The following is a 24,821-nucleotide window of genomic DNA, read 5'->3' on the forward strand; positions in this document are numbered from 1 at the left end:
GCACATGACGCCGATCCCATTGTGCAACTAGTTGCACAACCCGTGCGCGGTCCTCTAGAACTGGAGGGAAGACACCGCGCACGGAGGGCTGTCATGAGCCGTTACCCGCACCTGCTGAGCCCGCTCGACCTGGGCTTCACCACGCTGCCCAACCGCGTCCTGATGGGCTCGATGCACGTCGGCCTCGAAGAGGCCGAGCGCGGCTTCGAGCGCATGGCCGCGTTCTACGCCGCCCGGGCACGCGGGGGAGTGGGCCTCATCGTCACCGGCGGCATCGCCCCCAACGACGAGGGCCGGCCCTACGAGGGTGGCGCGAAGCTCACCACGGAGGCGGAGGCCGAGCAGCACCGGGCGATCACCGAGGCCGTGCACCGTGAGGGCGGCCGCATCGCGATGCAGATCCTGCACTTCGGCCGGTACGCCTATCACCAGGACCTGGTCGCTCCCAGCCCGCTCCAGGCACCGATCAGCCCCTTCCCGCCCCGCGAGCTGACCGACGCCGACGTCGAGCGCACGATCGACGACTACGTCCGCGCCGCCCGCCTCGCGCGCCAGGCCGGTTACGACGGCGTCGAGATCATGGGCTCCGAGGGCTACCTCATCAACGAGTTCATCGCCGCCCCGACCAACCACCGCACCGACCGCTGGGGCGGCTCGTACGAGAACCGGATGCGCTTCCCCGTCGAGATCGTGCGGCGGGTGCGCGAGGCGGTCGGCGAGGACTTCATCGTCGTCTACCGGCTGTCCATGCTGGACCTGGTGCCCGGCGGCTCGACCCTGGACGAGGTCGTCACCCTCGCCAAGGCCGTCGAGGCGGCCGGCGCCACCATCATCAACACCGGCATCGGCTGGCACGAGGCGCGCATCCCCACCATCGCCACCTCCGTGCCGCGCGGCGCCTACACCTGGGTGACGAAGAAGCTCATGGGCGAGGTCTCCGTCCCGCTCGTCACCACCAACCGCATCAACACCCCCGAACTCGCCGAGGAGCTGCTCGCCGACGGCTGTGCGGACATGGTGTCGATGGCCCGTCCGATGCTCGCCGACCCCGAGTTCGTGGCCAAGGCCGCGGCCGGCCGGCCCGAGGCCATCAACACCTGCATCGGCTGCAACCAGGCCTGCCTCGACCACACCTTCAGCGGAAAGATCACCTCCTGCCTGGTCAATCCGCGCGCCTGCCACGAGACCGAGCTGACCCTCGCCCCGACCCGGCTGCGCAAGCGGGTCGCGGTGGTGGGCGCCGGCCCGGCGGGCCTGGCCTGCGCCGTGAGCGCCGCCGAACGCGGCCATGACGTCACCCTCTTCGACGCGGCGAGCGAGATCGGCGGCCAGCTCAACGTGGCCCGCAAGGTCCCCGGCAAGCAGGAGTTCGACGAGACGCTGCGCTACTTCCGCCACCAGCTCGACGCGCACGGTGTGGACGTACGGCTCGACACGTACGTCGGCGCGGGGGACCTCGCCGACTACGACGAGGTCGTCGTCGCCACCGGCGTCAGCCCCCGCACCCCCGACATCCCCGGCGTCGACCACCCGAGCGTCGTCGGCTATCTCGACGTCCTGCGCGACGGCGCCCCCGTCGGCGACCGCGTCGCGATCCTCGGCGCGGGCGGCATCGGCTTCGACGTCGCCGAGTTCCTCACCGACGGCGGCGACAAGGCGAGCGAGGACCCGGCGGCCTACTTCCGCCAGTGGGGCGTCGACATGGACTACCAGGGCCCCGGCGGTCTCACCGCCCCCCAGCGCCCGGCCCCGCCGCGCACGGTCCACCTCCTCCAGCGCAAGACCGGCAAGGTCGGCGCGGGCCTCGGCAAGACCACCGGCTGGATCCACCGCACCGAGCTCAAGCACCGGGGCGTCACGATGGTTCCCGGGGTGCGCTACGACCGGATCGACGACGCCGGGCTGCACCTCACCGTCGGCGAGCAGAGCACGCTCCTGGAGGTCGACACCATCGTGCTGTGCACGGGCCAGGACCCGCGCCGGGACCTGTACGAGGCGCTGGTCGCCGACGGCGTAAAGGTGCACCTCATCGGGGGCGCGGACGTCGCCGCCGAACTGGACGCCAAGCGCGCCGTCCAGCAGGGCACGGAACTGGCGGCGGCACTGTAGGACCGGGCCGGCGCCTCCCTAGGATGACTGCATGTCACTCCCGCACGCGATCCTCACCGCCCTGCTCGAGAGGCCCTCGTCGGGGCTGGATCTGACCCGCCGGTTCGACCGGTCGATCGGCTACTTCTGGTCGGCCACGCACCAGCAGATCTATCGCGAGCTGGGAAAACTGGAGTCCGAGGGGCACATCCGGGCCCTGCCCGCCCAGGCGCCGGCCCGCGGGCAGAAGAAGGCCTACGAGGTGCTGCCCGCGGGACGCGCCGAACTCGCCCGGTGGACGGCGGCCGCCCAGGACCCGAAGCCGCACCGCGACGCCATGCTGCTGCGGCTGCGCGCCGCGGCGGTCGTCGGCACCGCGGGCCTCGAGGCCGACCTGCGCCGCCATCTCGAACTGCACCGGCGGCAGTTGGCCGAGTACGAGGAGATCGAGAAGCGCGACTTCCCGCCCGGCGACGACAGCGCGCAGGCCAGGCTCCAGCACCTGGTCCTGCGCGCGGGCATCGAGCTGGAGACCTTCTGGACGCAGTGGCTCAGCGAGGCCGTCGAGGAGCTGCCGGTGGTGGGGGACGGGACCTAGAGCCGGTACGGCTTAGAGCCGGTACGGCTTAGAGCCGGTACGGCTTCGAGCGGCGGCGCAGGAACCAGGCCGCCGCGATGATGCCCGTCCCCACCAGCGCCCCGCCCACCCCCATGGCGACGGGGCCGAAGTCGCGAGCCGCACCACCGAGGCCTCCCATGACGCCCCGCGAGGGCGTGGGCGTCACCGTGACCCTCGGGGACGCCGTGGCCGGGGTCGAGACGATCACCGACTGGGTGCCCGCGGTGCTGCCGTTGGAGCACATGACGACCACGGTGTACGTGCCCGGGGAGACGCCGGACCAGGCGGCGGACTGGCCGGCGGCCGTCCCGGACAGGGCGACCTGGCGCCCCTGGGCGAAACTCGCCTGAGCGCTGCCGAGCAGCGCCGCCGTGCCCCAACTGCCGTTGATCTGGGTGCAGGCGCTGGTCACGACCGACACCGTGGAGCCGGTCGTGCTCACGGAGATGCCCGAAGCGCGGGCCACGGCCGGCTGGGCGGTGAGGGCGAGCGGCAGAGCGGCGGCGGCTGCGACGGTCAGCCCTGAGCGGACGAGGAAACGGGAAGTGCGCATCGGATGTCCTCCGGCGGCGGCACGGTTGGCGGTACATCCCTTGCGCCGCCGAAGGTCGGGTACGCCCGTGCTGCCTCACGGGAAGCCAACGCGCCCCGGCCCCGCCCCGCATGCGGACGGCCACCGCCCAGGTGACGGATTCCTTCGGACGGCCCATGCGGACCGCCCTCCCGGCGTGGTGACCGACCCGCGGCCCGAGGGGCGCTTCGACGGTGCCCGGCCGGTGCCCCGGCCCGGCGCCACCCGTGGCGCGAGCGTCGGCCCGATGGCCGGGCCGTGGCCCGAACTCCGGCCTGGCCGTGCCCGAACTCCGGCCGGGCCGGCAGCACACCGCCGGGTGCCGCCTCTCACCGCCGTGCGCCCGTCGTCACCGTCCGCTCCACCGAGAACGCGCCCCATGTGCCGTCCGGCAGCCGGGCCCGCAGCCGCACCCGGTGTCCGGCTCCTGCCTCCCGCCCCACGTAGAAGCTGTACGTCGCTCTTCCCCGCGGCGGGGTCCCGCCCCACACCAGCGAGGTGGCCGGCTGCCCGTCGAGCTGGATCTGGTACTCCGTGACCACCCCGTCCACCCGGGGCGGCACCCACGACAGGTCGAGGTAGTACGACCCGTCGGCAAGGCGGGCGCTCGCCCGGAAGTCGGCCGGCGCCGTCTCCGCCCCCTCGTCGTCACCCGGCGCGGTGGTCAGGCGCACGGGCGCACCGGCGGGCGAGACGTTGTCGGCCGCGTCCCGGGCCCGGACGGTGAACGAGTAGAGCGCGCCGGGACGCAGTCCCGTGACGACCGTCGCCGTCTGGCCCCCGCCGACGCTGTGGATCCGCACGCCGCCCTGGTAGACGTCGTAGGACACCACCTTCCGGTCGTCCGTGGCCGGCGTCCAGGACAGCTGGACGGCCCGGCTGCCGGCCGCCCGGCCGGTCACCGCGCCCGGTGGGGTCGGGGGCGAGCGGTCCGCGGCGGCGGCCGCCGGTGTCGTGGCCCGGACCTCCCGGCTGCGCGGACCGAGCCGCCCGTCGCCGTCGCGGGCCCGCACGGTGAAGACGTACGTGGTCGACGGCGAGAGTCGGACGACGTCCAGCATGTGAGCGGAGCCGGGCACCTCCCGGACCTTCTCGGAACCGCGGTACACCTCGTAGGCACTGACGGCGGGGTCCGCGGCGACCGCGTTCCACATGACGTGCACGCTCGTCGCGCTCCCGGCCTCCGCGGTGACCCCGGTCGGGGCGCCCGGCGCCCGTCCTTCGTCCCGGCTCCCGCCCGCGCACCCGCAGCACAGGGCCGTCACCAGGCCGCACACCACGATCCACAGCACAACGCGTCGCACGGCTTCGCCTCCCGGCCCGGCACGGCGGCAATGGTCCGGACCAATATGGCGCGGCGGTGCGCACACATCAAGAGGGCGGATGGGCGGGGCCGCCGTCGGTGACCGCTTCCGCAGGTTACGTATGCTGAAGTTCCTCCCGGCCTGAACTCACCCTGAGCGCTCGTGAGTTCAAGCCGGTGGCGCGGACCGCTGTCGTCGCTGATCCCGCGCCGGCAAAGCGGCCCGGGGCCCGGAGCCGAAACGGTGTCCGGGCCCCCGGCCCTCTGTCGCACCGTCGGCCCGAGGATGCTCCTCGTGCTCCGTACGGCCCCTTCGGGCTGGCCCCGGGGCGTGATCGACACCAGATTGTTCCGGGTGTCCGTCAATGCCCCCACGAGAGGGTCCGTATCGTGCGCGTCCAGTCGCTGACGCTGGCCGCGGCCGGCCTTGCCCTGCTGGCCCCGACCGCCTCACCCGTCGCCCCGCATCCGTCCTCGGGCGCCCTCGGCGCTTCGGCGCCCCGGCAGGAAGGCTCGATCCGTGCCGCCGACCTGCTGGCCCGGGTCCGCGACTGCGCCCCCGTCTCGCGCGGCCGCTACCGCCCGGACGAGGGCGCGGCGGCCACCGTCCCGGTCTGCGGCACCGACGAGGCGGTGTTCTGGACGGCCGACATGGACATCGACTGCGACGGCCGCCCGGGTCCGGAGTGCAACAGCAGCACCGACCCGCTGTTCTCCGACGCGACGGCCTATCAGCAGTCCGACGGCCGCTATCTGAGCGCCGAGACACTGCCCTACATCGTGGTGCCCGGGGCGAGCGCCATCTGGGACCACCGTGACCACGGGGTGCGCGGGGGCTCGGTCGCGGCCGTCGTCTACCAGGACCGGGTGCAGTACGCGGTCGTCGGCGACACGGGACCGAGCGGGATCATCGGCGAGGCGTCGTACGCCACCGCCAAGGCGCTCGGCATCCGTCCCGATCCGCGCGGCGGCGGCACCCCCTCCGGCGTCACGTACATCGTCTTCAAGGACTCCCGGGCGACCCCCATCGAGAGCCACGCCTCGGCGGTGGAGGTGGGGGAGCGGCTGGCGCGGCTCTTCGTGCGCGGCACGAAGGAACAGCCCCGTCCGCCGGAGGAGGAGGCGGACGAATGGGCGCCGGGCGGTCTCGCGCAGCCGTCGCAGGGCGAGGGCGGCGTGGCGTGGCGGACGGGTGCCGGCAGCGAAGGCCGCGCAGCCGCCAAGGGCGACGGCGGGGCCACCACCCAGGAGCCGCAGGACCAGGAGGACCTGGCCGCGCAGAAGGAGGGGGCTCCGGAGGCATCGTCGGACGACACCGACGACACCGACGACACGGAGGCTGAGGAGGCCCTGGACGCCGAGGCGGACGAGGCGGACGAGACGGGCGGGACGGACGAGGGGGACGAGGGCGAAGGCGACGAGGAGGCCGCGTAAGCGAAGGCCGGCCCGGCCACGCGGGCCGTGCCACCCGCCACCCGCCTGCCGCGTGCCACCCGCCTGCCGCCTGCCGCCTGCCGCCTGCCGCCTGCCGCGTGCCACCCGCCACCCGCGTCCCGCGCCACCCGCGTCCCGCGCCACCCGCGTCCCGCCACCCGCCACCCGCGTCCCGCGTGCCGGGCTCCGGGGTCGTCAGACCGCCGACCAGCCGTCGTCGACCGGCAGGATCACCCCGTTGACGTTGCTCGCGGCGTCGGAGGCGAGGAACACGATCGCGGCGGCCTGCTCCTCCGCCTCGGCCGGCCGGCCCACGTTGACGAAGTGCGGGCCGAGCGCGGCCGGGCCGTGCGCGCCCTGGTCGGCCTCCACGACGATCGCGGTCTTCGTACCGCCCGGCGCGATCGCGTTCGCGCGGATCCCCTTGCCCCGGTACATCACCGCCAGGGACTTCGTCAGCCACCGGCACGGACCCCGCGACGGTACGGCCGGACTGGCGGAGGCCCTGCGCTCGGCCCTCGTGGTGGCGTCGGAGGCACTGACCTGACCCCGCGTCTCACGCCGGCCGAGCCGCGTCAGACCTTCCGGTAGCCGTACGCCTCCACGGCGGCCGCCTCCACCGCGTCCAGGTCGGCACCGGTCGCCGCCGTGACCACCGCGGCCACCGCGCCCTCGACGAACGGGGCGTCCACCAGCCGCGCGGTGTCGGGCAGTTCGTCGCCCTCCGCGAGCAGTGCCTTGACCGTGAGGACGGCGCTGCCCAGATCGACGAGGACCGCGACCCCGGCGCCCCGGTCCACCGAGGCGGCCGCGGCGGTGATCAGCTCGGCGCTCGTGCCCAGCCCGCCGCCCGCCGTACCGCCCGCCGCGGCGACCGGCACCACCGGGCCGCCGCCCACCAGGCCCAGCGCCAGCCCGGCCACCGCCGACGCGACCTCCGCGCTGTGCGACACCAGCACCACGCCCACCAGCTTCTCGTCGCTCATCGGTGCCTCACTTCCCGCCCGCGTCGGCGCCGGTGTCGGCGAGGGCGGCGACGAGCAGCGCCGCCGAGGTGGCGCCCGGATCCTGATGCCCGATGCTGCGCTCGCCGAGATAGCTGGCCCGGCCCTTGCGGGCCTGGAGCGGCGTCGTCGCCTCGGCGCCCTGCTCGGCGGCGGCCCGGGCGGCGCCGAAACCCTCGGGGAGGGCGTCGACGGCCGGCACCAGCGCGTCGATCATGGTCTTGTCGCCGGGCGCGGCACCGCCGAGCTGCATCACCGCGTCCACCCCGGCACGCAGCGCCTCGGCGAACCGCTCCTCGTCCACCTCGGCCGCGTCCCCGAGCGCCTTCCCGGTCCGGCGCAGCAGCGTGCCGTACAGGGGACCCGAGGCCCCGCCCACCGTCGAGATCAGCTGGCGCCCCGCGAGCACCAGGACGGCGCCCGGCGTCTCGGGTGCCTCCTTCTCCAGCGCCGCGCTCACCGCGGTGAAGCCACGCCGGAGGTTGCTGCCGTGATCCGCGTCCCCGATGGGCGAGTCGAGGGCCGTGAGCCGGTCCGCCTCGCGGTCGACGGACGCGGCGGTCGCGGTCATCCAACGGCGGAAGAAATCGGCATCGAGCACGGGATCTCCTTGCATGGTCGGTACGGTCGGGGCGCCTGTCCCTGTGTCCCTGTCCCTGCCTCACACACCCCAGCGCAGCCCGGCGGTCCTCACCGGCGCGTCCCACAGGCGCAGCAGCTCCTCGTCCACCTGGCACAGGGTCACCGAGGCGCCGGCCATGTCGAGGGACGTCACGTAGTTGCCCACGAGCGTACGGGCGACCACCACCCCGCGCTGGGCCAGCAGGCGGTGCACCTCGGCGTTGAAGCCGTACAGCTCCAGCAGGGGTGTCGCGCCCATGCCGTTGACCAGGAGGAGCACCGGATTGCGGGGCGTCATGTCGTCCAGGATCGCGTGGATCGCGAAGTCGGCGATCTCGCCGGACGTCATCATCGCCCGCCGCTCCCGTCCGGGCTCCCCGTGGATGCCGACGCCCAGCTCCAGCTCGCCGGCCGGCAGATCGAAGGTCGGGCTGCCCTTGGCCGGTGTGGTGCACGCGCTGAGCGCCACGCCGAAGCTGCGGGAGTTCTCGTTGACCTGCCGGGCGAGCGCCTCGACCCGCTCCAGCGGCTGCCCCTCCTCGGCGGCCGCCCCCGCGATCTTCTCCACGAACAGGGTCGCGCCCGTGCCGCGCCGCCCGGCCGTGTAGAGGCTGTCGGTCACGGCGACGTCGTCGTCGACCAGGACCTTCGCGATCTGGATGCCCTCGTCCTCGGCCAGCTCGGCGGCCATGTCGAAATTGAGCACATCGCCCGTGTAGTTCTTGACGATGAACAGCACACCCGCACCGCTGTCGACGGCCGCCGCGGCACGCACCATCTGATCCGGCACCGGCGAGGTGAACACCTCACCCGGGCAGGCCGCCGAGAGCATTCCGGGCCCGACGAACCCACCGTGCAGCGGCTCGTGCCCCGAGCCGCCGCCGGACACCAGCGCCACCCTGCCCGCCACCGGAGCGTCCCGCCGCACGACCACCCGGTTCTCGACATCGACGGTCAGCTCGGGATGGGCGGCCGCCATTCCACGCAGCGCGTCCGCGACCACGGTCTCCGCAACGTTGATCAGCATCTTCATGGGTACCTCCTGATGAGACTGACAAAGGAGCCTCTGACCCCCGTTTCCTCAGGTCGGTGTCTCGATCCCAGGATCGGGCGTGTTCCGCGTTCCCTTCGAGCATCCCCGATAACCCGGGTGGCTACCAGATGCCGGCGGAGGGGGCCGGTCCCCACCGGGGTCGTGCACAGGAGCCGAAAGAACTTCCGCCGGCGATGTCGAGAACCCGTGGCCGGCTCCGTCCTCGTGGTGAGAGCGACCACAATGGGCCGCACCCGTACCGAGGAGAACGACGATGGCAAAGTACTTGCTGCTCAAGCACTATCGCGGCGCCCCGGCTTCGGTCAACGACGTACCGATGGACCAGTGGACGCCGGAGGAGATCTCGGCCCACGTGCAGTACATGAACGACTTCGCGGCCCGGCTGGAGGAGACCGGCGAGTTCGTCGACAGCCAGGCGCTCGCCGCCGAGGGTTCGTTCGTCCGGTACGACGGCGAGGGCCGCCCGCCGGTCACCGACGGCCCGTTCGCCGAGACCAAGGACCTCATCGCCGGCTGGATGGTGATCGACGTCGACAGCTACGAGCGCGCCGTCGAGCTGGCCGGGGAACTGTCGGCCGCGCCCGGGAAGGGCGGGGAGCCGATCCACGAGTGGCTCGAGCTGCGCCCGTTCCTGGGCGCGCACCCCACGGTCACGGAGTGCACTCTGAAGTGAACGAGATCCTGATCCGGAGCCTCACGCCCAGCGTGCTCGGAATCCTCGTCCGCCGCGGAGCCGACTTCGCGGCGGCCGAGGACGCCGTGCAGGACGCGCTGGTCGAGGCGGTCCGCGTGTGGCCGGCCGACCCGCCGCGGGATGCGAAGGGCTGGCTGATCACCGTGGCCTGGCGCCGCTTCCTCGACGCGACCCGGGCGGACACCGCCCGCCGCCGGCGCGAGGACCTCGTCGACGAGGAGCCGACGCCCGGGCCCGCGCCCGCGGCGGACGACACGCTCCAGCTCTACTTCCTGTGCGCCCACCCGTCGCTGACGCCGTCGTCCGCGGTCGCGCTCACGCTGCGCGCCGTCGGCGGGCTGACCACCCGCCAGATCGCGCAGGCCTACCTGGTGCCCGAGGCGACCATGGCGCAGCGCATCAGCCGGGCCAAGCGCACCGTCTCCGGCGTGCGGTTCGACCAGCCCGGCGACGTCGCCACCGTGCTGCGCGTCCTCTACCTGGTCTTCAACGAGGGCTACTCCGGTGATGTCGACCTCGCCGCCGAGGCCATCCGGCTCACCCGGCAGCTCGCGGCGGCGATCGACCACCCCGAGGTGGCGGGGCTGCTCGCCCTGATGCTGCTCCACCACGCCCGGCGCGCCGCCCGGACCGCGCCCGACGGCAGCCTGGTGCCGCTCGCCGAGCAGGACCGCGGCCGGTGGGACACCCGGGCGATCGCCGAGGGCGTCGTGATCCTCCAGGCGGCGCTCGCCCGCGACCGGCTGGGCGAGTTCCAGGCCCAGGCCGCGATCGCGGCGCTGCACGCCGACGCGCCCACCGCCGGGGAGACCGACTGGGTGCAGATCGTCGAGTGGTACGACGAGCTGGCGGGCCTGACCGACAACCCGGTCGTCCGGCTCAACCGCGCGGTGGCCGTCGGTGAGGCCGACGGGCCGCGCGCCGGGCTGGCGGCGCTCGCGGCGCTGGACGACTCGCTGCCCCGCCACACCGCGGTGGCGGCGTACCTCCACGAACGCGACGGCGACCTGACGACGGCGGCGCGGCTGTACGTAGAGGCGGCCCGGAAGGCACCCAACCTCGCCGAGCGCGACCACCTGACCCGCCAGGCCGCCCGGCTGAACGTCCGCCTGTCCCGCTGACGGGCCGTACGGCATGTCGTGTCGATCTGTCGCATCGATCTGTCGAGGTCGGGCACTCGGGGCGGGACGGCTCCGGTCCGGAGCCGTCGTGCCAGGCTGGAGGTGTGGGACATGGGCCATGGTGGGAACGTGATCGACGAGCTGGTGACCGATCACCACGAGGTCGAGGAGTTCTTCGGCCGGATCGAGGCACTGCCGTCCGGTGCCAAGGACCGCAAGCTGTACGCGGACCGGGCCACGATGGAGCTGGTCCGGCATTCGGTGGCCGAGGAGGCGTACCTCTACCCGGCGGTGCGTGAGCACGTACCCGGCGGCGAGGCCCTGGCCGACAAGGAACTCGAGGACCACGCGCGGGCCGAACAGCTCATGAAGGACCTGGAGGGCTGTCGGGCGGACGACCCCGAGTTCGACCGGCTCATCGGCATGCTCATGCGCGAGATCCGCGAGCATGTGGCCGACGAGGAGCAGAACCTGTTCCCGAGGCTGCGCGCGGTGTGTCCGGCGGACACCCTCGACGACCTCGGCGACAAGGTCCGCAAGGCGAAGAAGACGGCCCCGACCCGTCCGCACCCGGCCGCCCCGGACAAGCCCCCGGCGAACAAGATGCTGGCCCCTGGCGTCGGGATGATCGACCGCATGCGCGACGCGCTGACCGGCCGCGGCAAGGCCGGCTGAGCCGGCCCCGGGTGTCCGTCAGGCGATGAGCGCCGGGCCCCGGCCGAGGCGGCCGAGGAGCTGTGTGTGATGGAGGCCGGCCACGGAAGCGAGGAGGTCGGGGTGGCGCAGCAGCGCCGCCGCCTGCCGGTCGCGCCGGTCGGGTGCGACCAGACGCCGGAAGTCCGGCGCCGCCCCACGGGTGTGGTCGCCCCCGGCGAGCCCGGCCACCGCACCCGCGGCCAGTCCCGGGTCGGCGAGCAGACAGGCCGCCCAGCTCGCCACGACCTCGTCCACCCAGCTCCGCCAGGCCGAGTCGTCCGTGTCCCGGCCGGTGTCCGCGTCCGCGCCGCTGATCCGGTCCAGCCGGGCCGAGCCGCCCGGGCCCGCGATGCCGAGCAGCGCGGCGTCCGTGGCGGTCGGATAGCGCAGCCAGGCCGCGACGGTCACCGCCTGCCGGGCCTGCGCCTCGCACAGGGCGCAGGCGAGCGCGCCGCCGCTCGCCGGGTAGGCGCGGGTCAGCCATTCGGTGGTGGCGGCGATGACGGGGGAGAGATCTGCGAGCACGGAGCCGTCCGGGGTGTGCGGCGAGAAGAACGGGGAGCTCCGCAACCGTAGCCCGCGACCCCCGCCGGACGACATGCCCGAGTCCCCACCCCGACCGTGGCCTCGGCCACAGCACAACCCGGCGCCCCACCCACGACCCACCGGCATCACCCACCCGGACCCCCACAGCCGAGACCCGTCGCCGCTCAGCCACGCCCGGCCCGCACCCCGCCCCGGGCGGGGCCTCTGTGATACTGGCGCCGTGCCGTCGACTCCGCAGCCGCAGGCCCTGGTTCCCCCGCATCCGATAACGCCCGACGCGCCGGACGCGATAGCGCGGCCCCTGCTCACCCAGTCCTGGCTCGACCTCACCTTCGTGCACTGGGCCGCGGACCCGGCCGACGTGGCCGGGCTGCTGCCGCCGGGGACCGTCCCGGACACGCTGGACGGTGTGACCTACGTCGGGCTGGTCGCGTTCCGGATGCATCGCGTCGGCTGGTTGCGGCTCCCGGGCGTTCCCTACCTGGGGTCCTTTCCCGAGACGAACGTCCGCCTCTACTCGGTGGACGAGCACGGCCGCCGGGGCGTGGTCTTCCGGTCGCTCGACGCCTCCCGGCTGCTGCCGGTGGCGGTCGGCCGGATCGGGTTCCGGATGCCCTACGTGTGGTCCCGGATGGCGATCGACGCCGACGCCGACACCGTCACGTACACCAGCCGCCGCCGCTGGCCCGGCCCGCGCGGGGCGAGCAGCCGGCTCACCGTGCGGGTGGGTGAACGGATCGGGGAACCCACCGCGTCGGAGCACTTCCTGACCGCGCGCTGGGGCATGCACAGCGCCTTCTTCGGCCGGTCGATGTACCTGCCGAACGCCCATCCGCGCTGGCCGCTGCACCGGGCCGAGCTCGTGGAGTGCGAGGAGGACCTGGTGACGGCGGCGGGCCTGCCGGAGCCGGTGGGGGAACCGGTGAGCGTCCTGTACTCACCGGGCGTCCCGGCCCGCTTCGACCGTCCGGCCCGTCCCCACCGTCCGGCGGGCATCCCGACCCCCTGACCGCACCGGGTTCGCCGCCGGGCCCGGATGCCGCGGATCAGACGAACGTCACCGACACCGCGCCGAGTCCGCCGAAGCGCGCCTCGACATGCCGGCCGGCCTCGACGAAGGGCGCCCCGGTCATCGTGCCGGGCAGGACCAGGTGGCCCGGCTCCAGCGCGGCGCCGAAGGAGGCGAGCGTGTCGGCGAGCCAGGCGACCGCGGCGGCCGGATGCCCCAGCACCTCCTTGCCGGTGCCCACCGCCACGCTCCGGCCGTCGATCAGCAACTCGGCGGTCACGGCCGCGAGGTCGGGCGCCTCGTCCAGGGGTGTCCACGGGCCGCAGACCAGACCGGCGGAGCTGGCGTTGTCGGCGACCGTGTCGACCAGGGTGATCCGCCAGTCCCGGATGCGGCTGTCGACGATCTCCAGGGCCGGGGCGACCGCCTCGGTGGCCGCGAGCACGTCCTCGACGGTGACGCCGGGGCCCCGCAGCGGGCGGGCGAGGCGGAAGCAGATCTCCGGTTCGATGCGCGGCCGGCAGTAGCGGGCGGCGAGGACGGGGGCGCCGTCGTGGTGGACCATGTCGTCCAGCAGGTGGCCGAAGTCGGGTTCGTCGACGCCGAGGAGCCGCTGCATCGCGGTGGCGGTCAGGCCCACCTTGTGGCCGACGACGGTGGCGCCGTCGGCCAGCCGGCGGTCGATGTTCTCCTGCTGGACGGCGTAGGCGTCGGCCAGGTCGAGACCGGGCAGCAGGGTGGACAGCGGCTCTGTCGGGGCCACATGGTGCTCGGCCTCGCGCAGCAATCGCGCGGCGTGCGCGCGTTGTCCTGACGTGAGTGTCATCCCACGGCGCCCCTGCCGCTCCCGTCCTCCGCGGCCATCCGTACGGCCGCCTCGTAGACCAGGCGCGCGTGCAGCTCGAACATCGCCACCAGGTCGACGGCGTCGCCGTTGATCTCCCGCTGCACGAACAGACCGTCGGCCCCGGCGACGGCGTAGGTGGTGAGGGTGTGCACGACCCTCTCGTCCAGCTCCGGGAGAAGTTCCCGGAACACCGCGGTGATCTTCTGTACGGCGATCCCGCGGACCTGGAGGAACACCGTGCGGCCCTGGGGTTCGGTGGGCCGCCGCTCCAGGGCGAGCATCAGCCCGAGCCGCAGGAATTCGGGCGCCGCGACGAGGGACCGCGCCACGTTTCCCGCCATGGTGACGACCCGCTCCAGCGGTGTACCGGACTCCTCGCCGGGCAGTCCGACGGCGGCGAGCCAGGTCTCGAAGCTGCGCTCGATGACCGCGGCGATCAGATCGTCCTTGTCCTTGAAGTGCCAGTAGATGGAACTGGCCGGCAGCCCGCACTTGGCGCTCACCGCCGCGATGGACGTGCCCTCGTAGCCGCGCTCACCCGCGATCTCGACGGTGGCGTCCAGGATGCGCTGCCGCGACTCCACCCCGTTCGCGCGCTTTCTGCGCGTCGCCTGCGCTTCGGCCATCGTCCGCGCCCCTTCCCTCGTCCCCTGCACCTGGCCCACCGTAGCGGCTGTTCCAATTGTAGCGGTCGATACGGCAACGACGGTTGCGGATGCCTGGGTTCCGCGGCGTCCGGCGGAGGGATCAGCGGGAGGTCTCCGCGCGGGCGCCCAGGTCCAGCGCGATGTCGGTGATCATGTCCTCCTGGCCGCCGACCATACCCCGGCGCCCGACCTCGACCAGGAGGGAGCGGGTGTCCAGGCCGTACCGGGCGGCGGCGGTCTCGGCGTGCCGCAGGAAGCTGGAGTACACCCCGGCGTAGCCGAGGCTGAGGGTCTCCCGGTCCACCCGCACCTCGCGGTCCTGCAGCGGTCGTACGAGGTCGTCGGCGGCGTCCATGAGGGGGAAGAGGTCGCAGCCGTGCTCCCAGCCCATCAGGTCGGCGACCGCGACGAACGCCTCCAGCGGACAGTTGCCCGCCCCCGCGCCCTGTCCCGCGAGGGAGGCGTCGACCCGGACCGCTCCGCTCTCGACGGCGACGACCGTGTTGGCCACGCCCAGGGCGAGGTTGTGGTGGGCGTGGATGCCGAGTTCGGTGGCCGGGTCGAGCACGTCGCGGTAGGCGCGGCAGCGGTCGCGGACCCCGTCCATGGTGAGCCGGCCGCCGGAGTCGGTGACGTACACGCAATGGGCGCCGTAGGACTCCATCAGCTGGGCCTGCCGGGCGAGTTCGGCGGGTTCGGCCAGGTGGGACATCATCAGGAAGCCCGCGACGTCCATGCCCAGCTCGCGGGCGGCGGCGATGTGCTGGGCGGCGATGTCGGCCTCGGTGCAGTGTGTGGCGACGCGCACGGAGCGCACGCCCAGGGCGTGCGCCCGCTTCAGGTCGTGGACCGTGCCGATGCCCGGCAGCAGCAGGGTCGTGGGGATCGCCCGGCGCACGACGTCGGTGACGGCCTCGATCCACTCCCAGTCGGTGTGAGAGCCCACGCCGTAGTTGATGCTGGAGCCGGCGAGCCCGTCGCCGTGCGCGACCTCGATCGCGGTCACCCCGGCGGAGTCCAGGGCGGCGGCGACGGCGCGGGCCCGGTCGACCGTGCAGCGGTGTCTCACGGCGTGCATGCCGTCCCGCAGGGTGACGTCCTGGACGTAGAGCGCGGTCACCGGGCCGCCTCCTCGCTGTGGTGGGCGGCCATGCGCTCGGCGGTGCGCAGCGCGGCCGAGGTCATGATGTCGAGGTTTCCGGCGTAGGCCGGGAGGTGGTGGGCGGCGCCCTCGACCTCGAGGAACACGGACACCTTCATCAGGGTCTCGCCGGCGCCGGGGGCGAGGGTGCGCAGCGGGTCGTCGGCCAGGACCCGGTCGAACTGCACCTTCTGCTTGAGCCGGTAGCCGGGAACATAGGCCTGCACCCGGGCGACCATCTCCTCGATCGACGCCGTGACGGCCTCGGTGGCGCAGTCGGACACCAGGCAGTGCACGGTGTCCCGCATGATCAGCGGGGGTTCGGCCGGGTTGAGCACGATGATCGCCTTGCCGCGGGCGGCGCCACCGACCCGCTCGACGGCGGCGGAGGTGGTCTCGGTGAACTCGTCGATGTTCGCCCGGGTGCCGGGTCCTGCGGAGCGGGAGGCGATGGAGGCGACGATCTCGCCGTAGTGGACCGGGGTGACCGCGTGCACTGCGGCGACGACCGGGATCGTGGCCTGGCCGCCGCAGGTGACCATGTTGACGTTCGGGGCGTTCAGATGGGCGTCGCCGTTCACCGGCGGGACGACGTACGGGCCGACGGCCGCCGGCGTGAGGTCGACGAGGGTGCGGCCCAGCGGGCGCAGCACCTCCTCGTGGTGACGGTGGGCGCCGGCCGAGGTGGCGTCGAAGACGAACTCGACGTCGGCGAACTCGTCCAGCGCGACGAGCCCCTCGACGCCCTCATGGGTGGTGGCCACCTTCAGCCGGCGGGCGCGGGCCAGACCGTCGGAGTCCGGGTCGATACCGGCCATCGCGGTGATCTCCAGGCGCTCCGAGAGCCGCAGGACCTTGATCATGAGGTCGGTGCCGATGTTCCCGGATCCGAGGACCGCCACCTTGGTGGTGCCGCTCATCGCGCGTCCCCCTCGGCGGCGAAGGCCACCCGTACCGAGCCCAGACCCGCGATCCGGGTCTCGAAGACGTCACCGGGGGCGGCCGGGGTCATCGGGCCGAGAGCCCCGGTCAGGACGAGGTCACCCGCCCGCAGCGGGTCCCCGCGCTCCGCCAGTTCGGAGGCCAGCCAGACCGCCGCCTCGAGCGGGCTGCCCAGGCAGTCGGCGCCGGTGCCCTCGGACACGGTCACGGCGCCCCGGGCCATGGTCATCGGCACGGTCCGCAGGTCGACGGCGGTCAGCGGCACGGGGGTGGCGCCGAGGACGTACAGGCCGCAGGAGGCATTGTCGGCCACCGTGTCGACGAGGGAGATGTCCCAGTCCCGGACCCGGCTGTCGACGATCTCCAGCGCGGGCAGCGCGAAGTCGACGGCGCGCAGCAGGTCGACGACCGTGCACGCGCGGTGCGGCAGATCGCGCCCGAGCACGAGCGCGACCTCGGCCTCCACCTTGGGCCGGAGCAGCCGCCCGGCCGGTACCTCGCCGCCGTCGGGCACCGCCATGTCGGCGAACAGGGCCCCGAAGTCGGGCCGGTCGACACCGAGTTGCCGCTGTACGGCGGTCGAGGTCAGGCCGATCTTGCGGCCGACGACCCGCCGCCCGGCGGCCTGGGCGCGCCGGACGTTCAGCTGCTGCACGGCGTAGGCGGCGTCAAGGTCGCCGTCGGGGAACAGGTCACGCACGGGTGGGCAGGCGGCCCCGGTACGAGCGGCCTCGGCCAGCAGGTCGGCGGCCTCGGTCACGGCCGGTGGTGCGGCGTCGGCACGGACACCGTCGAGCACGGTCGACACGGGATACCTCCAAGGGGGAGCGGATCGAGGGTCCGGGGCGCGGGCTCCCGGTACCGACACCGATATAGACAGCACTCCGCCGCTCGGACAAACTTTGTTCCGTGGCACGGAACGCGACAGGCGGCAGCATGCTGGAAAAGGCCGCCTTCATCCTGGAATCCTTCAGCCCGAGCGGCGGAGCGTACCGTCTGTCGGAACTTTCGGAGCGCACTGGCCTGCCCAAGCCGACCGTGCACCGGTTGGCGGCGGACCTCGTGCGGCTGGGCTGGCTGGAACGATCGGGGCCGCGGTACCGGCTGGGCGCGAAGCTCTTCGAGCTCGGCTCGCTGGTCCCGCACCGGCTCGATCTGCGGGAGAGCGCCCTGCCCTTCCTCCAGGACCTCTTCGAGGCCACCCGCGAGACCGTGCACCTCGGTGTCCGGGAGGGCATGGACGTGGTCTACCTTGAACGCATCCACGGCCACGAGGCCCTCAGGCTGCCCTCCCGCATCGGCGGCAGCCTGCCGCTGACCTGCACCGGCGTCGGCAAGGCCCTGCTCGCCTTCTCCGGCCCCGAGCTGACCGGGGAGGTGCTGTCCCGGCCGCTGCCGAGCCTGACCCCGTACTCGATCACCGACCCCGCCCGGCTGCGCACGGCGCTGGAGAAGATCCAGGTGTCCGGCCTCGCCTACGAGGAGCAGGAGGCCGCCCTCGGCGTGAGCTGCATCGCGGCGCCCGTCTTCGCCGGCGGCGCCACGGTGGCGGCGCTCTCGGTGGCCGTGCCGCGCTCCCGCTTCAGCCCGGCCCAACTGGCGCCCGCGGTGCGGACGGCGGCGCTGGGCCTGTCCCGCATCCTGCGCGGCGGGGCCTGAGCGGGATGATCGGCGCGGCGGCCTGGGTCCGGACCGGCCGCCGCGCCCGCCCGTGCGGGTCGGAGCACCGGCTCGCCTACCGGCTCGGCGCGTCCAGGCCCGGCCAGGCGTCCGTCCCGGCGTCCGGCTCGGGGTTGAACACCGGGTGACAGCTCTCCGGAGGTGCGAGATAGGCGCCGGCCGGCAGGCCGCCGGTGTCGACGACGATCTGGTCCACGGCGATCCCCGGGTCGACCATGAACACCCGCAGGACATGCTCGCCGGGCGCGGTGACCGTGACGGTCGCGGTCAGCTTCTCGACGCCCTCCTCCACGTTGCGCGCCCAGGCGTCGCCGCGGTTGCCGGTGGCGACGGCCTGCCCCGACAGGACGGTCGGCGGCCGGTCGTCGAGGGCGATGGCCAGCCGCCGCGCGCCGCGCTCGTCGAGCGAGGGCAGCCGGAAGACCGTCACGGGGAAGGTGCCGGTGCTGTCGAACCGCACCCGGTACCTCAACTCCGGTGCGCGAGCGGCGAATTCGGCGGTGATCGGGGCCGCCGTGGACGGCACCGCCTCCACTGCGGCGGTACGGCGTCCGAGGCCTCGTACGGTCCGCCAGCGGGCCCGGCCGCGTGCCACCCGGCGCTCGGTGTGCACGGCGTCGATCGACACGTAGCCGTTGGCCTCGACGAACCCGCGGGCACGCCGGCGCGCTCGCCCCCCGTCGTTGACGACCTTCAGGGGAACCTCGAAACGCAGGGCGCCACTCGTGAAGGCGACCGTGACGTCGTGCGTGCCCTCGGGTGCCCGCACCCAGTCGATCTCGACCCACACCCGGGTCTGTTCGGTGAGCGTGCCGCCCGCGGCGCTCAGTTGAACCCAGGGGTGTTCGGCCTCCGCGGCCCAGTCGACCGCGAGAAAGCCGGTGTTGAAGACATCGACGAAGCGCCGGTCGCGGGTGGCGGCGGAGAAGGCCAGTGGCCGTTGCGTGCCGATCTCGTTCCCCTCGGAGGCCACCCCCAGCCCCGAGGTCTCCTGCCGGGGGATCCTGGTGACGGCCGGGCGGCCCGGCGCCTTCGGGATCTGCGAGGGGTAGGGGTTGACGTAGCCGTCCCACTTCCCGCCCGCAACCTCCGTGTTGTAGCGCTTGGTGAGCGCCGCCTCCTGGGTGTGCGCCGCTTCGGCGAGGTCAGCGAGGACGTTGGCTCCGGCGCCGCGGCCCTGACGTACCGCGAGGGCGTTGCGGTCCGCCCAGTAGTACTTGAGGTTCATCAAGTACGCCCCGTGCACGGGGTATTGAACGAGCTCGAAATAGGCGTCCCGGTAGGCCTCGGGGAGTTCGGCTCCCAGCGTCACGGCCCGTTCGAGCAGACGGTCGTACGCGGCCATGCGGCGTCCCGCCTCGTCCCCGTGGTGAACGACGGAGAACATGTTCCGGTCGATGAACTCCGGGCGCCGCTCCGCCGCGAGCCGGTAGTACTCGGTGCGGATCGAGGCGATCTCCTGGGCGTGCAGGAGCCCGAACTGCCGTCCGTACCACTGCGCGAGGAAGTCCGCGACGTCGTCGGCGTGCCACCGGTCCACGTCCCAGGCCATGTCCAGGGAGAAGGACAGTCCGGTCTCGATCGACTTGAGGTCGCCGACGTTGAAGATCCACATCCGGTCCGCACCGTGCTCGTACACCCGGCGCAGCTCCTGCCACACCTTGGTGAGCTGCGTGGTGTCGAGCCACAGATAGCTGCGCGGACGGCCCCAGTAGGAGAGGTGGTAGTAGATCCCGTTGCCGCCGGACCGGGCGCGTTCCGCGTCGTCCGGCAGCTGGCGCATGTTGCCGTGGTTGTCGTCCGGCCAGATCAGCGTGACGTCGTCCGGGACCTGGACGCCCGCGTTGTACAGGTCCAGGACCTCCTTGTACGGGATGAAGATCTGCGGCTGAGCCGAAGCGCCGACCTCCTCGGCCAGGATCCGGCGCTGGTCGGCGATGATGTCGTTCATCACCACGACCTTCTCCGCGATCGTGGTGGCGTACTTCGTCTCCAGCGCGGTGTCGTGCAGGCCGCGCATGCCGATGGTCCAACTGCTCTCGTACGCCGCGTTCTCCCGGGCCCGGGCTCTCCAGTAGTCGGAGATGACGGCGGGGTTCACCGTGTAGTCGTACACCGGCAGTCCGCCGTCGGCGCCGCGGTGCTCCTCGGCCCACGGCGCCCACTCGTGGACGCCGTTGCGCAGCAGGGCCTCCGGGTGGCTGGAGCCGACGACGATGCCGTACTGGTCGGCCAGTTCGGGATTCTCCCGGTACTTGTTGAAGAAGTCGGAGTACGGGTGCATCGCCGGCCACAGGTAGTTGGCCTTCAGCCGCAGCAGCAGCTCGAACAGGCGCTGGTACGTCTTCGGGCCGATGTTCTTGTCCGGCTCCTGGGTGCGCTGCGACCAAGTGGTCAGGTTCTGCTCGTCGTTGATGAAGACACCCCGGTAGCGGACCGACGGCTCGCGCCGTTCGAAGGGGCCCGCGGGCACGGAGACGGCGTCACGCTGCTCCACCGGTACGTCGGCCCACCAGTACCAGGGTGAGACGCCGATGCGTTCCGAGGTGTCGTAGATCCCGTAGACCGTGCCGCGCCGGTCGCTGCCCGCGATCACCAGTGCGCGGTCCACGCCGGGTGCCGGGTGCTCCACCACCTGGGTCACCGAGGCCTCCCAGCGCCCCTTCACCCGCCGGACGTCCAGCCGTCCCTGTGCCGCGAGCCGGTCGATGACCGGACTCGCGCCGAGGGTGCCCACCAGGACCAGCGCCGTGGACCGTTCCGGCAGGGCGTGCCGTAATCCGGGCCGTACCCCGCAGACCCGCTCCACGTCGGCCCGGAGGTCCCCGGCCGCGCGGATCACGGCGGGGTCGTCGGCCGCGTCCACGAACACGTCGACCGCGACGCCGGCCCGCACCAGGTCGAATCCGGGACGGGTGGCCGCCGACGCGGCGCGCGCGGCCGCGGGGAGCAGCGCGGGCAGCAGCGGAGCCAGCCCGACGGCCGTCATGCCCCGCAGGAACGCCTTTCGGGTCCACGGCTGCGAGGGGTCCTGCGGTGCGGTGGTCGGCATCGACGCTCCTGGTCCGGGCAGTGACGGCAGTGGCATGACCATGCTAGAAAGCGCTTTCCCCAGCACCCTAGGCCAGCGCCGACGGCGTCGTCCATATCCGTGCAGAGCCGCTGCCGGTCCTGGTCCGATCGGCGCCGGCTCCGCACGGCGAGGCGACGAACTCCGAGGCGACGGACTCCGGGGCGACGAACTCCTCGAACGGCGGGAGACGCCCCCGCCGTTGGTGACGGGGCCGCCGTGCCGCCCCTCCGCGCCGCCCGGCCGTCCGCACGCGCCGCCCCGGACGCGGGCCGTGCCCCCGGGCCGGTTCCTCAGTAGGCTCTCCGGCATGCGGATCTCCGTCTCCTCGGACATGGACGAACCAGTGGCCCGCGCCCTCGTCGCGGAGCTGCGCGGCCGAGGGCACGACGTGGTGCCGCACGGCGCGCTGCGGCCCGGCGACGACCCCCGGTGGGCGGTGTGCTCGGCGACGGCGGCCCGGGACGTGGCCGACGGGACCTCGGAGCAGGCCGTGGTGTGCTGCTGGACCGGCACCGGCGCGTCGATCGCCGCGAACAAGGTGCCCGGCGTCCGGGCCGCCCTGTGCGCCGACGCCTACACCGCCGACGGCGCCCGCCGCTGGAACGACGCCAACGTCCTCGCCCTCAGCCTCCGCCTGACCTCCGAGCCGCTGCTCAAGGAGATCCTCGACGCCTGGTTCGCCGCCGAGTCGGGCGGGGACGCCGAGGACCGGCAGAACGTGGCCCATGTCGAAGGCCTCGACGCCGCCCGGGCGCGCTAGGGGCCCCGGGCCGTCTCCGCACCGGGGCGTCGTCTGCCCGGCAGCCAGGGCTCGCCGCGTCCGGTGCGTGTGATCGCGGGGCGGAGCGTCGCCCGCGTACCCGGTGCGCGTGGGCGACCCCGCCGCCGCGGCTGCGGGTGCCCTCCGGGGGAGTGCGTGGCCGGGCCGGACTCTGCGGACACGGCACCGGGGCCGCGCCCCTCGTACGGACGGCTTCGCTCGCCCGTATGGGTAGCTCGGCCCAGTCGGGTACCCGGCGGCCGGAGAGGGTGGGGAGGTACGGGCACGTGCCTCCCAGTGACCCGATCCGGAAGGAAACCCGAGATGTCCGTCCACCCGCAAGCGACGTCCGCCCGGCTCACCGACGACGAGCTCAGGACGCTGCACGCCCACTGGCGCGCCGCGAACTACCTCTCCGTCGGGCAGATCTACCTGATGGCCAACCCGCTGCTCACCGAGCCGCTGCGGCCCGAGCACGTCAAGCCGAGGCTGCTGGGCCACTGGGGGACCTCACCGGGGCTGAACCTCGTGTACACCCACCTCAACCGCGTCATCCGCGCCCGTGACCTGCACGCCCTGTGCGTCTGGGGCCCCGGCCACGGCGGTCCCGCGGTCGTCGCCAACTCCTGGCTGGAGGGCACCTACACCGAGACGTATCCGGACGTCACCCGCGACGCGGCCGGCATGGCCCGGCTGTTCCGGCAGTTCTCCTTCCCCGGCGGCATCCCCAGCCATGTCGCCCCGGAGACGCCCGGCTCGATCCACGAGGGCGGCGAACTCGGCTACTCCCTCTCGCACGCCTACGGCGCCGCCTTCGACAACCCGGACCTCCTCGTGGCCTGCGTGATCGGCGACGGCGAGTCCGAGACCGGGCCGCTGGCCGCCTCCTGGCACTCCAACAAGTTCCTCGACCCCGTCCACGACGGCGCGGTCCTGCCGATCCTGCACCTCAACGGATACAAGATCGCCAATCCCACGGTGCCGGCCCGGATCCCCGAACCCGAGCTCGACGAGCTGCTGCGCGGCTACGGCCACGATCCGATCCATGTCACCGGCGACGAGCCCAACGCCGTCCACCGCGCGATGGCGCAGGCCATGGACACCGCCCTGGACCGCATCGCCGCCCTCCAGCGTGCCGCCCGCGAGGACGGCTCCGGCGAGCGCCCCGCTGGCCGGTCATCGTGCTGCGCACCCCGAAGGGCTGGACCGGCCCCGCCCACGTCGACGGGCTGCCCGTCGAGGGCACCTGGCGCGCCCACCAGGTCCCGCTGTCCGCCGTCCGGGACAACCCCGAACACCTGCGCCAGCTGGAGGCCTGGCTGCGCTCCTACCGGCCCGAGGAACTCTTCGACGCCCACGGTGGCCCCCGCCTGGACGTCCTCGCCTGGATCCCCGACGGCACCCGCCGCCTCGGCGCCACCCCGCACGCCAACGGCGGGCTGCTGCTGCGTGAACTCCCCCTGCCCGCACTGGAGTCGCACGCCGTCCCGGTCGACAGGCCGGGCGGAACCAGGCACGAACCCACCGCGGTACTGGGCGGGTTGATCGAGGACGTGATGCGGGCCACCGCCGACCGGCGCGACTTCCGTCTCGTCGGCCCGGACGAGACCGCGTCCAACCGGCTCCAGGCCGTCTACGCGGCCAGCGGCAAGGCCTGGCAGGCGCAGACCCTCCAGGTCGACGAGCACCTCGACCGGCACGGCCGGGTGATGGAGATCCTGTCCGAACACACCTGCCAGGGCTGGCTGGAGGGCTATCTGCTGACCGGCCGGCACGGCCTGTTCTCCTGCTACGAGGCGTTCGCGCACATCGTCGACTCCATGGTCAACCAGCACATCAAGTGGCTGCGCGTCACCCGGAAGCTGCCCTGGCGCGCACCCCTCGCCTCCCTCAACTACCTGCTCACCTCGCACGTCTGGCGCCAGGACCACAACGGCTTCTCCCACCAGGACCCCGGCTTCGTCGACCACATCCTCAACAAGAGCCCCGAGGTCGTACGGGTCTATCTGCCGCCGGACGCCAACACCCTGCTGTCGGTGGCCGACCACGCCCTGCGCAGCCGCGACTACGTCAACGTCATCGTGGCCGGGAAGCAACCCTGTTTCGACTGGCTGAGCATGGACCAGGCCCGCGCCCACTGCGCGCGCGGCGCCGGCATCTGGGACTGGGCCGGCACCGAGAACGGCACCCGTGAACCCGACGTGGTGCTCGCCTGCGCGGGCGACGTCCCCACCCAGGAGGTGCTGGCCGCCGCCCTGTTGCTGCGCCGCGAACTGCCGGAGCTCGCCGTGCGGGTCGTCAACGTCGTCGACATCGCCCGGCTGCTGCCGAGCGGCGAACACCCGCACGGCATGGGCGACTTCGAGTACGACGGACTGTTCACCACCGACAAGCCGGTCGTCTTCGCCTACCACGGCTACCCGTGGCTGATCCATCGCCTCGCCTACCGCCGTACCGGGCACAAGAACCTTCACGTGCGCGGCTACAAGGAGTTCGGCACCACGACCACACCCTTCGACATGGTCGTCCGCAACGACCTCGACCGCTACCGCCTAGTCATGGACGTCATCGACCGCGTCCCCGGCCTCGCCGTGCGCGCCGCCGCCGTACGGCAGCGGATGGAGGACGCGCGACTGCGCCACCACGACTGGATCCGCGTCCACGGCACCGACCTTCCCGAGGTCGCCGACTGGACCTGGGACGGGTGAGACGGCGGGCCGGCGCGGACCGGCCAGGGCGCACGGACCGGGGCGGACGGCGCAGGGGGAGGGGCAGCGGGCGGGCCGTCGTGCGCCCTGGTACGGCGTCCCGCCCGGTGCTTACAGTGGTCGGCCAGCCCTGCACGCGGATCCGGCGGGGCGAGTCCCACCCCCCGTGATCGACCGTCGTCCTCGTCCTCGTCCCCGCCCGGCACGCCGCCGGGCCCGGACGCGGCTCCGCGCACCGGAGCGGCTCCGAAGGGCGACGGGCG

20 protein-coding genes and 3 pseudogenes are annotated in these 24,821 nt (G+C 73.3%); 10 read left to right on the forward strand and 13 right to left on the reverse strand.

The features are described 5' to 3' along the window. Positions 1-93 precede the first annotated feature (93 nt). Positions 94-2,109, forward strand: coding sequence for an NADPH-dependent 2,4-dienoyl-CoA reductase (locus OG933_RS39060; RefSeq protein ID WP_362521623.1), 2,016 nt, complete (start codon positions 94-96; stop codon positions 2,107-2,109). Between the two features lie 31 nt (positions 2,110-2,140). After that, a complete protein-coding gene (locus tag OG933_RS39065) occupies positions 2,141-2,686 on the forward strand; it encodes a PadR family transcriptional regulator (RefSeq protein WP_362521625.1) in 546 nt (181 codons plus the stop codon). Between the two features lie 28 nt (positions 2,687-2,714). Here OG933_RS39065 and OG933_RS39070 read toward each other — a convergent pair whose 3' ends face one another. Continuing rightward, positions 2,715-3,260, reverse strand: a complete 546-nt coding sequence (locus OG933_RS39070; protein ID WP_362521626.1) for a hypothetical protein — start codon at positions 3,258-3,260, stop codon at positions 2,715-2,717. A 347-nt stretch (positions 3,261-3,607) separates the two neighbouring features. Beyond that, a complete protein-coding gene (locus OG933_RS39075; protein WP_405633645.1) occupies positions 3,608-4,558 on the reverse strand; it encodes a fibronectin type III domain-containing protein in 951 nt (316 codons plus the stop codon). A gap of 413 nt (positions 4,559-4,971) precedes the next feature. Between OG933_RS39075 and OG933_RS39080 the strand changes: the two are divergent. Beyond that, positions 4,972-5,670 (forward strand): annotated as a pseudogene (locus tag OG933_RS39080) (glycoside hydrolase family 75 protein); the annotation flags it as partial. A 540-nt stretch (positions 5,671-6,210) separates the two neighbouring features. Here OG933_RS39080 and OG933_RS39085 read toward each other — a convergent pair. From OG933_RS39085 to dhaK, 4 genes and pseudogenes are all read right to left on the reverse strand, one after another. Then, a pseudogene (locus tag OG933_RS39085) lies at positions 6,211-6,477 on the reverse strand (SDR family oxidoreductase); the annotation flags it as partial. Positions 6,478-6,590: 113 nt separating this feature from the next. Further along, a complete protein-coding gene (locus OG933_RS39090) occupies positions 6,591-7,001 on the reverse strand; it encodes a PTS fructose transporter subunit IIA (protein WP_054240767.1) in 411 nt (136 codons plus the stop codon). A 7-nt stretch (positions 7,002-7,008) separates the two neighbouring features. Next, positions 7,009-7,620, reverse strand: a complete 612-nt coding sequence (dhaL, locus tag OG933_RS39095) for a dihydroxyacetone kinase subunit DhaL (RefSeq protein ID WP_405631765.1) — start codon at positions 7,618-7,620, stop codon at positions 7,009-7,011. A gap of 60 nt (positions 7,621-7,680) precedes the next feature. Further along, entirely contained in the window at positions 7,681-8,673 is a 993-nt protein-coding gene (gene dhaK, locus OG933_RS39100) for a dihydroxyacetone kinase subunit DhaK (protein WP_405631768.1), read from the reverse strand. Between the two features lie 274 nt (positions 8,674-8,947). Here dhaK and OG933_RS39105 point away from each other — a divergent pair, with 274 nt between their 5' ends. From OG933_RS39105 to OG933_RS39115, 3 genes are all read left to right on the forward strand, one after another. Next, entirely contained in the window at positions 8,948-9,367 is a 420-nt protein-coding gene (locus OG933_RS39105; RefSeq protein ID WP_054240770.1) for a YciI family protein, read from the forward strand. Then, positions 9,364-10,509 carry an RNA polymerase sigma factor gene (locus OG933_RS39110; RefSeq protein ID WP_405633646.1) on the forward strand — a complete coding sequence of 382 codons (1,146 nt, stop codon included), beginning with the start codon at positions 9,364-9,366 and terminating at the stop codon, positions 10,507-10,509. Before OG933_RS39105 ends, OG933_RS39110 begins: the two co-directional genes overlap by 4 nt. Before the next feature lie 111 nt (positions 10,510-10,620). Next, positions 10,621-11,184 (forward strand): hemerythrin domain-containing protein, encoded by a 564-nt coding sequence (locus OG933_RS39115; RefSeq protein ID WP_405631770.1) that lies wholly within the window; start codon positions 10,621-10,623, stop codon positions 11,182-11,184. An 18-nt stretch (positions 11,185-11,202) separates the two neighbouring features. Here the strand turns inward: OG933_RS39115 and OG933_RS39120 are convergent, their stop codons facing one another. Continuing rightward, entirely contained in the window at positions 11,203-11,730 is a 528-nt protein-coding gene (locus OG933_RS39120) for a hypothetical protein (RefSeq protein WP_362521636.1), read from the reverse strand. Between the two features lie 241 nt (positions 11,731-11,971). On the opposite strand from OG933_RS39120, the gene OG933_RS39125 reads away from it, so the two are divergent. After that, the gene (locus OG933_RS39125; protein WP_020126099.1) at positions 11,972-12,760 is read left to right on the forward strand and encodes a YqjF family protein; all 789 of its coding nucleotides are present in this window, start codon (positions 11,972-11,974) and stop codon (positions 12,758-12,760) included. Between the two features lie 37 nt (positions 12,761-12,797). Here the strand turns inward: OG933_RS39125 and OG933_RS39130 are convergent, their stop codons facing one another. The 5 genes from OG933_RS39130 to OG933_RS39150 all read right to left on the reverse strand — a co-directional run bounded on the left by OG933_RS39130 (position 12,798) and on the right by OG933_RS39150 (position 17,145). Continuing rightward, complete coding sequence (locus OG933_RS39130; RefSeq protein WP_405631772.1) at positions 12,798-13,586, reverse strand: 2-keto-4-pentenoate hydratase; 789 nt, start codon at positions 13,584-13,586, stop codon at positions 12,798-12,800. After that, a complete protein-coding gene (locus OG933_RS39135; protein ID WP_405631774.1) occupies positions 13,583-14,233 on the reverse strand; it encodes a TetR/AcrR family transcriptional regulator in 651 nt (216 codons plus the stop codon). The genes OG933_RS39130 and OG933_RS39135 overlap by 4 nt, the downstream gene beginning before the upstream one ends. Before the next feature lie 121 nt (positions 14,234-14,354). Next, the gene (dmpG, locus tag OG933_RS39140) at positions 14,355-15,374 is read right to left on the reverse strand and encodes a 4-hydroxy-2-oxovalerate aldolase (RefSeq protein WP_405631776.1); all 1,020 of its coding nucleotides are present in this window, start codon (positions 15,372-15,374) and stop codon (positions 14,355-14,357) included. Next, entirely contained in the window at positions 15,371-16,315 is a 945-nt protein-coding gene (locus OG933_RS39145; protein WP_362521646.1) for an acetaldehyde dehydrogenase (acetylating), read from the reverse strand. Before OG933_RS39145 ends, dmpG begins: the two co-directional genes overlap by 4 nt. After that, a complete protein-coding gene (locus OG933_RS39150; RefSeq protein ID WP_362521648.1) occupies positions 16,312-17,145 on the reverse strand; it encodes a fumarylacetoacetate hydrolase family protein in 834 nt (277 codons plus the stop codon). Before OG933_RS39150 ends, OG933_RS39145 begins: the two co-directional genes overlap by 4 nt. A 128-nt stretch (positions 17,146-17,273) precedes the next feature. On the opposite strand from OG933_RS39150, the gene OG933_RS39155 reads away from it, so the two are divergent. Next, positions 17,274-17,996, forward strand: coding sequence for an IclR family transcriptional regulator (locus OG933_RS39155; RefSeq protein ID WP_405633648.1), 723 nt, complete (start codon positions 17,274-17,276; stop codon positions 17,994-17,996). A 76-nt stretch (positions 17,997-18,072) separates the two neighbouring features. Here the strand turns inward: OG933_RS39155 and OG933_RS39160 are convergent, their stop codons facing one another. Continuing rightward, entirely contained in the window at positions 18,073-21,069 is a 2,997-nt protein-coding gene (locus OG933_RS39160; protein ID WP_405631778.1) for a glycosyl hydrolase 115 family protein, read from the reverse strand. A gap of 328 nt (positions 21,070-21,397) precedes the next feature. Between OG933_RS39160 and OG933_RS39165 the strand changes: the two genes are divergently transcribed. Continuing rightward, positions 21,398-21,850 (forward strand): RpiB/LacA/LacB family sugar-phosphate isomerase, encoded by a 453-nt coding sequence (locus OG933_RS39165; protein WP_054240776.1) that lies wholly within the window; start codon positions 21,398-21,400, stop codon positions 21,848-21,850. 324 nt (positions 21,851-22,174) lie between these two features. Further along, a pseudogene (locus tag OG933_RS39170) lies at positions 22,175-24,558 on the forward strand (phosphoketolase). The last annotated feature ends 263 nt before the right edge of the window (positions 24,559-24,821 follow it).

Origin of the sequence: Streptomyces sp. NBC_00016, from assembly GCF_045040885.1 — a bacterium.
Classification (GTDB): domain Bacteria; phylum Actinomycetota; class Actinomycetes; order Streptomycetales; family Streptomycetaceae; genus Streptomyces; species Streptomyces coriariae.